Annotated in this window: 13 protein-coding genes; 11 read left to right on the forward strand and 2 right to left on the reverse strand. The window is 70.8% G+C overall.

The window, feature by feature from the left end; translation table 11 throughout:
* Positions 1–18 precede the first annotated feature (18 nt).
* The 4 genes from ACZ59A_RS12625 (at position 19) to ACZ59A_RS12640 (ending at position 4107) form a co-directional block, all read left to right on the forward strand.
* The gene (locus ACZ59A_RS12625; protein WP_470957123.1) at positions 19–1335 is read left to right on the forward strand and encodes an MFS transporter; all 1317 of its coding nucleotides are present in this window, start codon (positions 19–21) and stop codon (positions 1333–1335) included.
* Between the two features lie 43 nt (positions 1336–1378).
* Positions 1379–1903, forward strand: a complete 525-nt coding sequence (locus ACZ59A_RS12630) for a MarR family winged helix-turn-helix transcriptional regulator (RefSeq protein WP_470957126.1) — start codon at positions 1379–1381, stop codon at positions 1901–1903.
* Positions 1904–1955: 52 nt separating this feature from the next.
* Entirely contained in the window at positions 1956–2294 is a 339-nt protein-coding gene (locus ACZ59A_RS12635; RefSeq protein ID WP_470957128.1) for a DUF3817 domain-containing protein, read from the forward strand.
* 112 nt (positions 2295–2406) lie between these two features.
* Positions 2407–4107, forward strand: a complete 1701-nt coding sequence (locus tag ACZ59A_RS12640; RefSeq protein WP_470957130.1) for an acyl-CoA mutase large subunit family protein — start codon at positions 2407–2409, stop codon at positions 4105–4107.
* Between the two features lie 40 nt (positions 4108–4147).
* On the opposite strand, the gene ACZ59A_RS12645 is transcribed toward ACZ59A_RS12640, so the two are convergent.
* Complete coding sequence (locus ACZ59A_RS12645) at positions 4148–4807, reverse strand: TetR/AcrR family transcriptional regulator (RefSeq protein ID WP_470957133.1); 660 nt, start codon at positions 4805–4807, stop codon at positions 4148–4150.
* 135 nt (positions 4808–4942) lie between these two features.
* Here ACZ59A_RS12645 and ACZ59A_RS12650 point away from each other — a divergent pair, with 135 nt between their 5' ends.
* The 7 genes from ACZ59A_RS12650 to ACZ59A_RS12680 all read left to right on the forward strand — a co-directional run bounded on the left by ACZ59A_RS12650 (position 4943) and on the right by ACZ59A_RS12680 (position 12516).
* A complete protein-coding gene (locus ACZ59A_RS12650) occupies positions 4943–5905 on the forward strand; it encodes a tetratricopeptide repeat protein (protein ID WP_470957135.1) in 963 nt (320 codons plus the stop codon).
* A gap of 566 nt (positions 5906–6471) precedes the next feature.
* Positions 6472–7089 (forward strand): DUF6230 family protein, encoded by a 618-nt coding sequence (locus ACZ59A_RS12655; RefSeq protein WP_470957138.1) that lies wholly within the window; start codon positions 6472–6474, stop codon positions 7087–7089.
* 139 nt (positions 7090–7228) lie between these two features.
* On the forward strand, positions 7229–7759 hold the full coding sequence (locus tag ACZ59A_RS12660) for a DUF6114 domain-containing protein (protein ID WP_470957141.1): 531 nt from the start codon (positions 7229–7231) through the stop codon (positions 7757–7759).
* Positions 7760–7832: 73 nt separating this feature from the next.
* Positions 7833–9077, forward strand: coding sequence for a hydrogenase expression protein HypF (locus tag ACZ59A_RS12665; RefSeq protein ID WP_470957144.1), 1245 nt, complete (start codon positions 7833–7835; stop codon positions 9075–9077).
* Between the two features lie 188 nt (positions 9078–9265).
* Positions 9266–9631 carry an effector-associated constant component EACC1 gene (locus ACZ59A_RS12670; RefSeq protein WP_470957147.1) on the forward strand — a complete coding sequence of 122 codons (366 nt, stop codon included), beginning with the start codon at positions 9266–9268 and terminating at the stop codon, positions 9629–9631.
* A gap of 2 nt (positions 9632–9633) precedes the next feature.
* Positions 9634–10935: a caspase family protein gene (locus ACZ59A_RS12675; protein ID WP_470957149.1), complete on the forward strand. Its 1302-nt coding sequence runs from the start codon at positions 9634–9636 to the stop codon at positions 10933–10935.
* A gap of 3 nt (positions 10936–10938) precedes the next feature.
* Entirely contained in the window at positions 10939–12516 is a 1578-nt protein-coding gene (locus ACZ59A_RS12680; protein WP_470957152.1) for a Clp protease N-terminal domain-containing protein, read from the forward strand.
* A 47-nt stretch (positions 12517–12563) separates the two neighbouring features.
* Here the strand turns inward: ACZ59A_RS12680 and pyk are convergent, their stop codons facing one another.
* Entirely contained in the window at positions 12564–13991 is a 1428-nt protein-coding gene (gene pyk, locus ACZ59A_RS12685) for a pyruvate kinase (protein ID WP_470957155.1), read from the reverse strand.
* Between the last annotated feature and the right edge of the window lie 41 nt (positions 13992–14032).

The raw sequence follows: 14032 nt of genomic DNA on the forward strand, positions 1-14032 counted from the left end.
TGCGGGCAGGCTGAGGGCATGACGACAACTTCAGGGTCCGGGGCGACGGATCCGGCCGGGTTACGCCCCGGCGCCGAGCGCCCCGCCGCCGTCCCCGGACCGGCGCCGCGCACGGGCTACGGCGCCGTCTTCGCCTTCCCGGAGTTCCGCACGGTCTTCGCCGCGCATCTGATCTCGATGCTGGGCGAGATGGCGGGCGGGATCGCGCTGTCCGTCCTCGTCTACCGGCTCACCGGATCGCCCCTCCTCAGCGCCCTCACGTTCGCGACCGCCCTGCTGCCGTACATGATCGGCGGCACCCTGCTGTCCTCCGTCGCCGACCGGTACCCGGCCCGCCGGGTGCTCGTCGTGTGCGATCTGCTGCACGCGGGCTGTATCGCCGCCATGACCGTGCCCGGGATGCCGGTGGCCGTGCTGCTCGCGCTGCGCTGCGTGCCCGCGGCGATCTCGCCCGTGTTCAGCGGCACCCGGTCGGCCACGCTCGGCGACATCGTCGGCGAGGGCGATCTGTTCGTGCTGGGCCGCTCGGTTATCCGGATCACGGCGCAGAGCGCCCAGCTGGCCGGGTTCGCGGCGGGCGGGCTGCTGCTGGCCGCCGTATCCCCGCGCGCTGTGCTGGCGATCACGGCCGCGGCGCTGTGCTGCTCGGCGCTGCTGCTCCGCTTCGGCACCCGCCACCGCCCCGCCCGCCGGGTGGCGGGCGGAGCGGGCGGGGCGGTGCTCGGGGACTCGCTGCGCGGCGTCCGGCGGCTGTTCGCCGACCGCCGGATCCGGGCGCTGATGCTGCTGTCCTGGGTGCCACCGACGTTCGTGGTGATGCCGGAGGCGCTGCTGACGCCGTACGCGGACGCCCAGGGCCTCGGCCCGGCCGGGCTGGGGCTGCTGATGTGCGCGATGCCGGTGGGCGCGGTGGTGAGCGAGGTCCTGGCGGGCTCCCTGCTGGGGCCGCGCGGCCGGGCCCGGCTGACGCTGCCGGTGGGCGTGCTCGCGGCGCTGCCCGCCGTCGGGTACGCCTGGGCTCCCCCGTTCGGCTGGGCGCTGGCCCTCCAGGCGGTGACCGGCTTCGGGGTCGCGTACAGCCTCGGCCTCGACCAGTGGTTCCTGGCGGCCGTGCCGGAGGAGCTGCGGGGCCGGGCGATGACCGTGCTGACGGCCGGGCTGATGACCGCGCAGGGCCTGGGGATGGCGGTGTCGGGGGCGGTCGCGGAGTTCGTGCCGGTGCATACCGTGGCGGCGCTGGCGGGCGGCTGCGGCGCGCTGTGCTCACTCCTGGTGGCGCTGGAGGTGCGGCGTACGGTCGGCGGGGGCGGGCCCGGGGCCGAGTTCGAGGGGTGAGACCGGGCTGACCGCGATATGACCGGCCGGTAGGGTCGGTACCGTGCCGAAGCCGCTCAGCCTTCCGTTCGACCCCATCGCCCGCGCCGACGAGCGCTGGAAGCAGCGATGGGGATCCGTGCCGTCGATGGCCGCCATCACCTCGATCATGCGGGCCCACCAGATCCTGCTCGGCCAGGTCGACGCGGTGGTCAAGCCGTACGGACTGACCTTCGCGCGCTACGAGGCGCTGGTGCTGCTCACCTTCTCCAAGTCCGGTGAGCTGCCCATGTCCAAGATCGGCGAGCGGCTGATGGTGCACCCCACCTCGGTCACCAACACGGTGGACCGCCTGGTCAAGTCGGGTCTGGTCGCCAAGCGCCCCAATCCCGCCGACGGCCGCGGCACCCTCGCCACCATCACCGGCCAGGGCCGCGAGGTGGTCGAGTCGGCCACCCGCGACCTGATGGCGATGGACTTCGGGCTCGGGGGGTACGACGCGGAGGGGTGCGCGGAGATCTTCCGGATGCTGCGCCCGCTGCGGATCGCCGCGGAGGACTTCGAGGACACCGGCGAAGAGGGCGCGTAACGGGCCGGGGGCGGCGAAGATCGCCCCGGAACGGACGGTTACGCTCAACCGCATGAAACGATCCGTCCTGACCCGCTATCGGACGATGGCCTACGTCACCGGTGTGCTGCTGATCCTGCTGACCATCGGCGTGATCGCCAAGTATCTGCTGGACGTGGACGGCGCGGCCGGGTTCACCAGCGTCGTCGGTATCGCGCACGGCTGGCTGTACGTCCTCTACCTGGTCTTCGCCTTCGACATGGGCTCCAAGGCGAAGTGGCCGTTCGGCAAGCTGGCCTGGGTGCTGCTCGCGGGCACGATCCCGACGGCGGCCTTCTTCGTCGAGCGCAAGGTCTCCCGCGAGCTGGAGCCGCTCGTCAGCGGCACCGAGCCGCGTACCGCCGAGGTCTGAGCCGCTCTTCCCCTCTCCGACCTGCGCCGAACGGGTCGGCCGGACACCCGGTCGGCCCGTTACGGGCGGTTTGCCATCGACAATTAGTAGGACGTCCTAGTAAATTTGAAGCATGGACGCCGAAGGCATTGAGGCGGGCCGCCGTCGCTGGCAGGCCCGGTACGACGCGTCGCACAAGCGCGACGCTGACTTCACCACCCTGTCCGGGGACCCGGTCGAGCCGCTGTACGGCCCGGCGCCCGGGGATGCGGTCGAGGGGTTCGAGCGGATCGGCTGGCCCGGTGAGTTCCCGTACACCCGTGGCCTCTACGCCACCGGCTACCGGGGCCGCGCCTGGACGATCCGCCAGTTCGCGGGCTTCGGCAACGCCGAGCAGACCAATGAGCGCTACAAGATGATCCTCAAAGCGGGCGGCGGCGGGCTGTCGGTCGCCTTCGACATGCCGACGCTCATGGGCCGCGACTCCGACGATCCGCGCTCGCTCGGCGAGGTCGGCCACTGCGGCGTCGCCATCGACTCCGCGGCCGACATGGAGATCCTGTTCAAGGACATCCCGCTGGGCGACGTCACCACCTCGATGACGATCAGCGGCCCGGCCGTGCCCGTCTTCTGCATGTACCTGGTCGCCGCCGAGCGCCAGGGCATGGACCACGCGGTGCTCAACGGCACGCTCCAGACCGACATCTTCAAGGAGTACATCGCGCAGAAGGAGTGGCTCTTCCCGCCCGAGCCCCATCTGCGGCTGATCGGCGACCTGATGGAGTACTGCGCGCGCGGCATCCCCGCGTACAAGCCGCTCTCGGTCTCCGGCTACCACATCCGCGAGGCGGGGGCGACGGCCGCGCAGGAGCTGGCGTACACCCTCGCCGACGGCTTCGGCTACGTCGAACTGGGCCTGTCCCGCGGCATGGACGTCAACACGTTCGCGCCGGGCCTGTCCTTCTTCTTCGACGCCCACGTCGACTTCTTCGAGGAGATCGCCAAGTTCCGGGCGGCCCGCCGCATCTGGGCCCGCTGGATGCGCGACGTCTACGGGGCGACGTCCGAGAAGGCGCAGTGGCTGCGCTTCCACACCCAGACCGCCGGGGTCTCGCTCACCGCGCAGCAGCCGTACAACAACGTCGTACGGACCGCCGTGGAGGCCCTGTCCGCCGTGCTCGGCGGCACCAACTCGCTGCACACCAACGCGCTGGACGAGACCCTCGCGCTGCCCAGCGAGCAGGCCGCCGAGATCGCCCTGCGCACCCAGCAGGTGCTGATGGAGGAGACCGGCATCCTCAACGTGGCCGACCCGCTGGGCGGTTCCTGGTACGTCGAGGCGCTCACCGACCGCATCGAGGCCGACGCCGAGAAGATCTTCGAGCAGATCAAGGAGCGCGGCCGCCGGGCCGTACCGGACGGGCAGCACCCCATCGGGCCGATCACCTCCGGCATCCTGCGCGGCATCGAGGACGGCTGGTTCACCGGCGAGATCGCCGAGTCCGCCTTCACCTACCAGCGGGCGCTGGAGAAGGGGGACAAGAAGGTCGTCGGCGTCAACTGCCACCACGGCTCGGTCACCGGCGATCTGGAGATCCTGCGGGTCAGCCACGAGGTCGAGCGCGAGCAGGTACGGGAACTGGGCTCGCGGCGGACCGGACGGGACGAGGCCAAGGTGGCCGAGGGGCTGAAGGCGCTGATGGTGGCCGCCCGGGACGGCTCCAACATGATCGAGCCGATGCTGGAGGCGGTGCGCGCCGAGGCGACGCTCGGCGAGATCTGTGACGCGCTGCGCGAGGAGTGGGGTGTCTACACCGAACCCGCCGGGTTCTGACCGTATCCAGCCCCGCTCGCCGTCTGTCCCCGCTCGCCGTCTATCCCGGCTCGCCGCTCCCCGGCGGCGCGTCCGGCCCGCCGGGGAGCGCCGCCGCGGCCAGCCCGTGCAGCAGCAGCGCAGCGAAGCCCTGGGCCCACTCGGTGTCCACCGGCTCCGCGCTGACCAGCAGCCGGTGCACCACCGCGCCCGCGATCACGTCGAATATCAGATCCGCGTTGCGGGCCGCCGTGCCCGGATCCGCCTCGCGCGGCAGTTCCCCGCGCAGCTGCGCGCGCTCCCGGCCGATCAGCACCAGCCGCTTCTGCCGGTCCACGATCGCGGACCGGACCCGGGCCCCCAACGCCTCGTCGTGGGTGGCCTCGGCGACCACGGCCATCAGCGCCGTCTTGGTCTCGGGCAGCTCCAGCAGCTCGGCGAAGCGCACCACCACGTTCTCGATGTCCGCCCGCAGGCTGCCGCAGTCGGCCGACCTCAGATGCTCGTCGAAGACCGCCGCGACCGCGTCCACGACCAGCTCGTTCTTGCCCGCCCAGCGGCGGTAGAGGGTCGTCTTGGCGACTCCGGCGCGGGCCGCGACGTCGCTCATCGTGAGCTTTCCCCAGCCCAGCTCGACCAGGGCGGCACGCGTCGCGCCGAGGATGGCACGGTCGGCCTCGACGCTGCGGGGGCGCCCTGTGCGCCGCTTGGGCGGGCTCATGGCGCATGACCCTACTCGCAGGTAGACGCCGGTGTCCCGGCCGGTTACGCTACGTCTCGTAGCGTAAGACCGGCCTGTCCGAGGATCGGCTGAGGCGCTTTTCCATTCACCGCGTCGAGAGGGGAGGATAGGACCATGCAGCCACGGAACATGTCCATGAGTGGAGTGGTCGACCTCGCCGCGGTGAAGGCGGCCGGGGAAGCGAAGCAGAAGGCGGAGAAGGCACGGGCCGATACCGCCCGCACGGGCGTGCCCGCGCCCACGCGTCTGGTCTTCGACGTCGACGAGGCGGGTTTTCAGCAGGAGGTCCTGCAGCGCTCCACCGAAGTACCGGTCGTCATCGACTTCTGGGCTGAGTGGTGCGAGCCGTGCAAGCAGCTCGGACCGATCCTGGAGAAGCTGGCCGGTGAGTATGCGGGGAAGTTCGTCCTCGCGAAGATCGACGTCGATGCCAACCAGATGCTCTTCCAGCAGTTCGGCGTGCAGGGGATCCCCGCGGTGTTCGCGGTGGTCGCCGGGCAGCCGGTGCCGCTGTTCCAGGGCGCGGCGCCGGAGGCGCAGATCCGCCAGGTGCTGGATCAGCTGGTCCAGGCCGCGGAGCAGCAGTTCGGCATCGTCGGCGCCCCCGCCGAGGCGGCGGCCGAGGAGGACGCGGAGCAGGAGGCTCCGGTGCCCGCGGGCCCGTACGACAGCGCGCTGGCCGCGGCCCATGAGGCGCTGGACGCGGGCGACCTGGGCGGTGCCGTCCGCGCCTATCAGAACGTGCTGAACGACGACCCGGCCAACGCGGAGGCCAAGCTCGGCCTCGCCCAGGCCCAGTTGCTGGAGCGGGTGCAGGGTCTGGACGCGCAGGCGGTGCGCAAGCAGGCCGCCGACAGCCCGGCGGACGCGGCGGCGCAGATCGCGGCGGCCGACCTGGATCTGGTGGGCGGTCATGTGGAGGACGCCTTCGGCCGCTTGGTCGACGCGGTGCGGCGCACCGCGGGTGACGACCGGGAGGCGGCCCGGCTTCATCTGCTGAGCCTCTTCGAGGTGATCGGCGGTGACGACCCCCGAGTGGTCACGGCGCGTAGTGCGTTGGCGCGCGTCCTGTTCTGACCTGCCGGGTCTCAAACGGAACAGCGGCCGCGCTTTACCAAAACTTGGTAAACGCGGCTGCTGTTACTGCTAGTAAGTGAACGCCACGGCTTTGTCCGTTCTTGGTGTCAAATCTCCCCCTCTTTCCGGCAGTCGGGCGACGACCCTGTGTGCCCGGGCTCGACCGACCTGCCGCAGATCGGTTATCTGCCCGTTACTCGCTAGTAACGAACCCCTTGTGCCCCGGCCGTGAATGGACCACGATCGGCCAAGCTCGGTCCATCCTCTTCGAAGCCCGGCAACCGGTCGGTGCGGTGCTGCGGGTGGGTCCCCACCGGGCAGGCCGGCGGCAGTGGCGCCGGCCGTGGACAGGGGGGTCTCTGCCCAACGGGCAGGGCCTGTCCAGGAGGTTGCGCGAGAAGCGTGGCCAGTGGTTGTCGCTCGGGGGTGATCGCCGGTGTTTCGGCGGGTGCGGTTCGCGCCTGTGAGACGTGGGCGCTCTCCTTCCCGAGGACGTAGCACTTCTCCCATCCCAGTTCGGGGCCGCGGCCTCGGCCGGAGATGTACGTCCGAGAAGGAGGAAAGTCATGGAGTCCCTGGCTCGTGGCGGGACCAGATGGAAGCGGTTCGCCGTTGTCATGGTCCCGAGCGTTGCTGCCACGGCCGCGATCGGCGTCGCCCTGTCACAGGGTGCGCTCGCGGCTTCGTTCAACGTGTCAGGCCAGCAGTTCAAGGTCGCGGTCGACCGGCTCGACGGTACGGGCTTCGCCCAGTACGGCGCGATAGACACCCAGCACGGCGGGAAGAACATCCCCGTCGCGGTGTCCGCGTTCAAGAGCGCCAAGCTCAAGGGCCTGTGCCAGTCGGTGGTCGTCCCGGTCCCGGTCTTCGGCGACGTGTCGCTGAAGCTGTCGGCCGGTAACGGCGCCAAGGTGGTCGAGGCGAAGAACCTCTTCATCGATCTCGATCAGCTGGACGCCGACGCGACGTTCCGCGGCATCGACATCGGTGTGGCGGCGGGTGACGCGAACAAGGGTCCGGGAATCAACAAGGGTGACAAGGCCCTTCCCGGCTCGTTCGCGCAGCAAGCCGATTCGGCGACGCTGACCGGTGTGAAGCAGACCGCCTGGGCGACCAGCGCGGGAACGTTCAAGCTCTCCGGCCTTTCGATGAAGGTCAGCAAGGGCAAGAACGAGTGCTTCTGAAGCGCTGAGCTGGAAGGGTGGGGGGCCGCGGCGCTGCCCCTCACCCGGCATCGCCCAGCAGCGCGAAGGCGCCGCAGTTCAGTACCGCAGTAGAACACTTGCGATCGCCTAGATCGCCAGCCCCAGGGAGCTGTTTTCAATGAGTGCCGAGTCGCCGGGGGCGCGTGACCGTACCAGCCATTGGCGCAAGACCTTCAGGGCGTGGCGCTGGCAGCGCCCGTTCTGGGCGGGGCTGCTCACCACCCTGGCCGGGCTGCCGATCATGTACTTCCCGTACAACTCCCTCAACGCGGGCGGGTTCACGATCAACCTGTCCACCACCGCCGGATCCGCCTCGCTCATCATCGGCGTACTACTGGTGATGCTGGGGCTGACCATGTGGTTCCAGCCCATGGTGCGGGTGTTCGCGGGGGTCGCCTCGATCCTGCTCGGCCTGGTCTCGCTGCCCGTGTCCAATATCGGCGGCTTCCTGGTCGGGTTCCTGCTCGCCCTCTTCGGCGGGGGCATGGGGGTCGCCTGGGCGCCCGGCGAGGCCCCTTCGGCGCAGCCCGCCTCAGGACCGGGAACCGCGCCCGAGGACGGCGCCGACGATGGCGGTGTGCCGGAACCGGCGGGGGCCGGAGCCGGGCCGGACCAGGAAGCCACGAATGGGAGGCACCGTGCGGGGTGAAGAGGAGCAGGCCGCGGACGGAAGTCCGCGCCGGGCCAGAACCGGACCGCGGCATGCGGCGCCGAGGAAGTCGATGCTCACTCGCCTTCAGATGCCCGCGGGAAAAGCGATAGCGCTGGCCGCCATGCCGACGGCCGTGCTCATGGGCATGGGGCTGACCCCGCAACTCGCGTCGGCGAGCACGCGGGCCGAGGACCGTTACAAGGCCGGACCGTGTGTCTCCCAGCCGGATGAGGCCGACAAGGACGACGCCGAGGGCAAGAAGGACGCGTCCGACGGCAAGGACAAGGACAGCAAGGACCAGGACGGCAAGGGCAAGGACGCGGGCGACGAGGACCAGGGCTCGAAGGCCCCGTCCGGCTCGTCCGGGGGCGGGGACACCGCACCGTCGAAGCCGGCCCCGACGCCGAGCCCGTCCGGCACGTCGGGTTCCGGGGACGAGAAGGAGTCCGAGGAGCCGAGCGCGTCGCCGAGCCCGTCGGAGTCCGAGACCAAGAACCCGCTGGACCCGCTGGGCATCGGGGACAAGCTGCACGACATCTTCACCCCGGACAAGGGCGACGAGGCCGACAAGGGGGACGACGCCTCGGCCGAGCCGAGCGCCACGCCCAGCCCGTCGGCGTCCTCCGCCGCGCCCAGTCCCTCCCCGTCCACCGGGGAGAAGGCCGACAACCCGGTCAAGGACACGGTGGACAAGGTCGGCGACGGCGCCAAGGACACCGTCGACAAGGCGAAGAAGGCCGCCGAGGACGCCAAGGACAAGGCCGACAAGGCCCTGCCGAAGCCCTCGCCGTCCGCGAGTGACGGCGCCGCGGACGGGGACAAGGTGGGCTACCCCTGCCCCGAGTTCGACGCCGACGCGTACAAGAACGCCGACGAGGAGCAGACGGCCAGCGCGCTGCCCGACGACCCCTGGGTCCTCAAGAGCACGCTGCTGTCCCTGCACGGCCTGGACTACAAGGGCATCGTCGAGGTCAGGACGCACAACGGCCAGACGAAGAAGGTCCTCAAGTTCACCGCCTCGGGCGTGGACATCAAGGATCTGCACCAGCTGGTCAAGGGCCCGGCCGGGACCACCACCAACGTGGCGGCGCGCGAGGGGTCCACCTCGAACTTCCAGAACGGCACGGTCACGATGTACACCGAGGAGCTGAAGGGCAACCTCCTGGGCATCATCCCGATCACCTTCAGCCCGAAGACCCCGCCGCCGGTGAACATCCCCGAGGTGTTCTTCACCGATGTGACGGTCACCCAGGCCGGTCAGTTCGGCGGCGAACTGACCATCCCGGGAATGCACGTGTACACGACCGGGGAATAACCCCGGAAAACCACATACCTGTTCGGGAGCCGCAAGGCCCTCCTCGGAGGGCACCGCCCGCGGGTACCAGGCCGACGGCCCGGTGCCCGCGGGCGCGTTTGTCCGCGCCGGGCTCTATCATTACCTTGAGTGTTCGCATGGACGCGCACCATGCCGCTTGGTGTGCGCCGGGGGGAATGGGGGCAGCGGTGGAGAGCCATATTTCGGTCGACGGCCCGGAGCCGGACGAAAGCCTGGAGAGCCTGCGGCAGCTGGCCGAATGGCTGCGCGGCGAGCCCGAACTGGCGGGCCGGGTGAAGCCGAAGGCCCCGCCGCCGCGCGAAGGCGAGATGGGGGCGGCCGCGGAGCTGCTCGTGGTGTCGCTGGGCGCGGGCGGCGCCCTCTCCGTCCTCGCGGGCTCGCTGCGGGCCTGGCTGTCCCAGCCGCGCCGCTCCGGCATCAAGGTCACGGTCCACCGCCCCGACGGGCAGCGGCTGGAGATCGACGCCCGGGATGTGACGAAGGAGTCCGTCGAGGAGATTCTCCGGCAGGCGCTGCGCGCAGAAGAGGAATAGCCATGCGCTTGCCCGATTCCGAGCGTTCCCGGGCGATCCTGATCGGCACAAGTCGCTATTCCGATCCAAAACTTCCGGACCTTCCCGCAGTGGCCGACACCATCGTGGATCTGGTCGCGACCCTCACCGATCCCGCGTACGGAGGTCTCGCGCACGACCATTGCACCGTGCTGCTGGACCGGAGCGACATCCAGCGCGTGGGCCGTTCCTTACGGGCGACGGCGGCCGAGGCGGAGGACCTGCTGCTGGTCTATTACGTCGGGCACGGCCTGATCGCGCCCCGGCGGCAGGACCTGTATCTGTCGCTCGCCGACAGCGAATTCGAGGATCCCGAGTTCGGCTCCCTGGAATACCGGAAATTACGCGATGTCGTTCTCGACAGCCGCGCCACCTCGAAGGTCATCATCCTCGACTGCTGCTTCTCCGGCCGCGCGCTGAGCGGCACCATGGCCGGACCGGAGGCCGCCGTGCTGGGGCAGGTCGACGTGGCGGGCACCTATGTGATGGCGTCCTCCCAGGGCAACGAGGTCTCCCTGATCCAGGACGGCGAGAAGAACACGGCCTTCACCGGGCGGCTGATCCGGCTGCTGCGGGACGGCGTGGCGGGCGGGCCCGAGCTGCTCAGCATCGACGAGGTCTACCGGCGGCTCCAGAGCACCATGGCCGCGGAGGGCCTGCCCGCCCCCCTCCAGCGCGGCTCGCGGAACGCCGCCCTGCTCGCCCTCGCCCGCAACCGCGCCCACCGGCTCCCCGACGACCCCGCCCGGCACGAGGCCGCGGTGGCGCTGTGCGAGGCGGGGAAGTACGCGGAGGCGGCGGAGGCGTTCGGCGTCCTGCTGGCGGAGCAGGAACCCCTGCTGGGCGCCGACCACGCGGCGACGCTGCGCACCCGTCAGTGGCTCGCGCACACGCGCGGCGGGGTCGGTGCGCCCGGGGAGTCGGCCGACCGGCTGCGGGAGATCCACGCCCGGCAGGCCCGGCTGCTGGGCGCCGACCACCCGGACACCCTGCGCAGCCGCCAGTTCCTCGCCGTCAACCTGGGCGAGTCGGGGCGGCGGCCGGAGGCGATACGGATGCTGCGGCTGCTGCTGCTCGACCGGCGGCGCCTCTTGGGCGACGACGACGCCGCGACCCTGCGCACCCGCCACGTCCTGGCCCACAACCTGGCGCGGACGGGCGAGCGCGACGAGGCGGTGGCGCTGCTGCGCGAACTGGCCGCGGACCGGGAGCGGGTGCTCGGCCCGGACCATCCGCACACGCTGCGGGCCCATCGGGATCTGTCCGTGCTCCTGACTGCGGGGTGAGAGATGTTCGAGCGCTTCACCGATCAGGCGCGGCGTGCGGTGGTGCTGGCCCAGGAGGAGGCCCGGGAGCACCGGCACAACTACATCGGCACGGAGCACATGCTGCTCGGCCTGATCCGCGAGGAGCAGAGCCCCGGCGCCCAGTTCCTGGCGAGCTGCGGGGCGCCCCCGGCCGGGGTGCGCGACCAGGTGGAGCGCACCCTCACCAGGGGCACGGTGGTGCCGAGCGGGCACCTCCCCTTCACCCCCGAGGCCAAGCGGGTGCTGGAGGACGCCCGTGAGGAGTCCGTATCGCTCGGCATGGGCAGCGTCGGCCCGGAGCATCTGATGCTCGGCCTGATGCGGGACCGGGACGGCATCGCCTCCCGGACCCTGGGGGCGTACGGCCTCCGGCTGGAGGCCATGCGGGAGCGGGCCCGCGAGCGCGCCGCGGGAAGCGAGTTCTTCGGGCGGTTCACCGACCGGGCGCGCCAGGCCCTGATGGAGGGCCAGGAGGCCGCGCGGAAGCTCAACCACAACTACCTCGGGACCGAGCACATCCTGCTGGGCCTGTTCCCGGTGGAGGGTGTCGCCGCCACCGCTCTGCACAATCTCGGCATCACGCACGAGGCGGTCCGCGAGCGGCTGATCAGGACCGCCGGTTTCGGTGAGAAGCCGCCGACCGGTTACCTGTCGTTCTCGGTGCGGGCCAAGAAGGCGCTGGAGATGGCGCTCAAGGACGCCCTGACGCTCGGCCACAACTACATCGGCACGGAGCATCTGCTGCTGGGGCTGATGCGCGAGAGCGAGGGGGCGGGGGCGCAGCTGCTGCGCGGGTTCGCCGCCCAGCACCAGGTGCGGGACGAGGTCATCCGTATCCTCAACGCCCCGCAGGCCGCGCCGGAGCCGCCGTCCGTGGTCGTCGGACGCGAGCGGGAGATCCAGCGCATCATGCAGATCCTGATGCGCAAGTCCCGTAACAACGCCCTGCTGGTGGGGGAGCCGGGCACCGGGCGCACGTCGATCGTCTCGGGGCTGGCCCAGCGCATCGCCCAAGGCGACGTACCGGCGAGCCTGGCCGAGGTGCGGCTGCGGGCGGTCGATCTCGCGACGGCCGCGCAGGAGACCGTGGAGGACCCGGAGCGCACGGTGCTGTTCCTGGACGACGTCCGGGCGGCCGACGCCGACGCGCTGCGCGCGCTCGCGCGGCAGCAGCCGCGGATCATCGCCGTCACCGACTCCGCGGCCTACGGCGCGCTCCATGACATCGGCGCGCACTTCCAGACGGTCCCGGTGAGCGAGCCCACCCATGACGAGGCCGTCGGCATCCTGAAGCTGCTGCGCGGCGAGTACGAGGCCCACCACGAGGTCACCATCACCGATGACGCCCTCGCCGCCGCCGTCACCCTGTCCGCGCGGCACATCACCGACCGCGTGCTGCCGGGCAAGGCCGTGGAGGTGCTGGACGAGGCGGGGGCCAGGGTGCGGATCACGGACGGCGCCGTGCGGACCGTGGACGCACGGCACATCGCGGAGCTGTTCGCGGACCGGGCCGCGGGCGAGCCGTCCGTGGACGACCGCTACATCTGGGCCATGAGCTGAGCGGCCGGGCTCTCCGAGGAGCCCGGCCGCTCAGCGCCACGGTGTGGCTACTTGCTCTCGCCGCCCAGGTGGTGCACCCGGACCATGTTGGTGGTGCCGGGGACGCCGGGGGGCGAGCCCGCCGTCATGATCATGATGTCGCCCGCGGTGTAGCGGCCGAGCTTCGACAGCTCGGCGTCCACGAGGTCCACCATCGCGTCGGTGTGCTCCACGTACGGCACCACGAAGGAGTCCACGCCCCAGCTCAGCGTCAGCTGGTTGCGGGTCTCCGGGTCCGTGGTGAAGGCCACGATCGGCTGCTGGGCGCGGTAGCGGGAGAGCCGCCGCGCGGTGTCGCCGGACTGGGTGAAGGCGACCAGCGACTTGGCGCCCAGGAAGTCGGCGATCTCACACGCCGCACGGGCCACCGAACCGCCCTGGGTACGCGGCTTCTTGCCGGGCACCAGCGGCTGGAGGCCGCGCGAGAGCAGCTCCTCCTCGGCGGCCTGGACGATGCGGGACATCACCTTGACCGTCTCGATCGGGTACGAGCCGACCGACGACTCGGCGGACAGCATGACCGCGTCCGCGCCGTCCAGGATGGCGTTGGCGACGTCGGACGCCTCGGCGCGGGTCGGCCGGGAGTTGGTGATCATCGACTCCATCATCTGGGTCGCCACGATCACCGGCTTGGCGTTCCGGCGGCACAGCTCGATCAGCCGCTTCTGCACCATCGGGACCTTCTCCAGCGGGTATTCCACCGCCAGGTCGCCGCGGGCCACCATGACGCCGTCGAACGCCGCGACGACGTCGGCCATGTTGGCGACGGCCTGCGGCTTCTCGACCTTGGCGATCACCGGCACCCGGCGGCCGACCTCGTCCATGATCCGGTGCACATCGCGGACGTCGGCCGCGTCCCGGACGAAGGACAGCGCGACCATGTCGCACCCCATCGTCAGCGCGAACCGCAGGTCGTCGATGTCCTTCTCGGACAGCGCGGGCACGTTGACCGCCGCACCCGGCAGGTTGATCCCCTTGTGGTCGGAGATCACCCCGCCCTCGATGACGATCGTCCGCACCCGGGGACCCTCGACCGCGGTGACCCGCAGCTCGACGTTGCCGTCGTTGATCAGGATCTGGTCGCCCTTGGAGACGTCGCCCGGCAGCCCCTTGTAGGTGGTGCCGCAGATCGTGCGGTCGCCCGCGACGTCCTCGGTGGTGATGACGAACTCATCCCCGCGGACCAGCTCCACCGGGCCGTCCGCGAAGGTCTCCAGACGGATCTTGGGGCCCTGGAGGTCGGCGAGGACGCCGACCGCGTGCCCCGTCTCCTCGGACGCCTTGCGAACGCGGTGGTAGCGCTCCTCGTGCTCCGGGTGGCTTCCGTGGCTCATGTTGAATCGGGCCACGTTCATACCGGCCTCGATCAGCGACTTGAGCTGGTCGTAGGAGTCGACGGCGGGGCCCAGTGTGCAGACGATTTTGGAACGGCGCATGAGGCTGATCCTATCGGTTTTGTTTCGGAGCGGAATATTTG

This window comes from Streptomyces sp. NPDC040405 (assembly GCF_055595765.1).

Bases quoted from the DNA above. Each gene is read 5' to 3' on its own strand.
- ACZ59A_RS12625 (WP_470957123.1), top strand. From the start codon at position 19: ATGACGACAACTTCAGGGTCCGGGGCGACGGATCCGGCCGGGTTACGC.
- ACZ59A_RS12635 (WP_470957128.1), top strand. From the start codon at position 1,956: ATGAAACGATCCGTCCTGACCCGCTATCGGACGATGGCCTACGTCACC.
- ACZ59A_RS12640 (WP_470957130.1), top strand. From the start codon at position 2,407: ATGGACGCCGAAGGCATTGAGGCGGGCCGCCGTCGCTGGCAGGCCCGG.
- ACZ59A_RS12645 (WP_470957133.1), bottom strand. From the start codon at position 4,807: ATGAGCCCGCCCAAGCGGCGCACAGGGCGCCCCCGCAGCGTCGAGGCC.
- ACZ59A_RS12650 (WP_470957135.1), top strand. From the start codon at position 4,943: ATGCAGCCACGGAACATGTCCATGAGTGGAGTGGTCGACCTCGCCGCG.
- ACZ59A_RS12655 (WP_470957138.1), top strand. From the start codon at position 6,472: ATGGAGTCCCTGGCTCGTGGCGGGACCAGATGGAAGCGGTTCGCCGTT.
- ACZ59A_RS12660 (WP_470957141.1), top strand. From the start codon at position 7,229: ATGAGTGCCGAGTCGCCGGGGGCGCGTGACCGTACCAGCCATTGGCGC.
- ACZ59A_RS12665 (WP_470957144.1), top strand. From the start codon at position 7,833: ATGCTCACTCGCCTTCAGATGCCCGCGGGAAAAGCGATAGCGCTGGCC.
- ACZ59A_RS12675 (WP_470957149.1), top strand. From the start codon at position 9,634: ATGCGCTTGCCCGATTCCGAGCGTTCCCGGGCGATCCTGATCGGCACA.
- ACZ59A_RS12680 (WP_470957152.1), top strand. From the start codon at position 10,939: ATGTTCGAGCGCTTCACCGATCAGGCGCGGCGTGCGGTGGTGCTGGCC.
- pyk (WP_470957155.1), bottom strand. From the start codon at position 13,991: ATGCGCCGTTCCAAAATCGTCTGCACACTGGGCCCCGCCGTCGACTCC.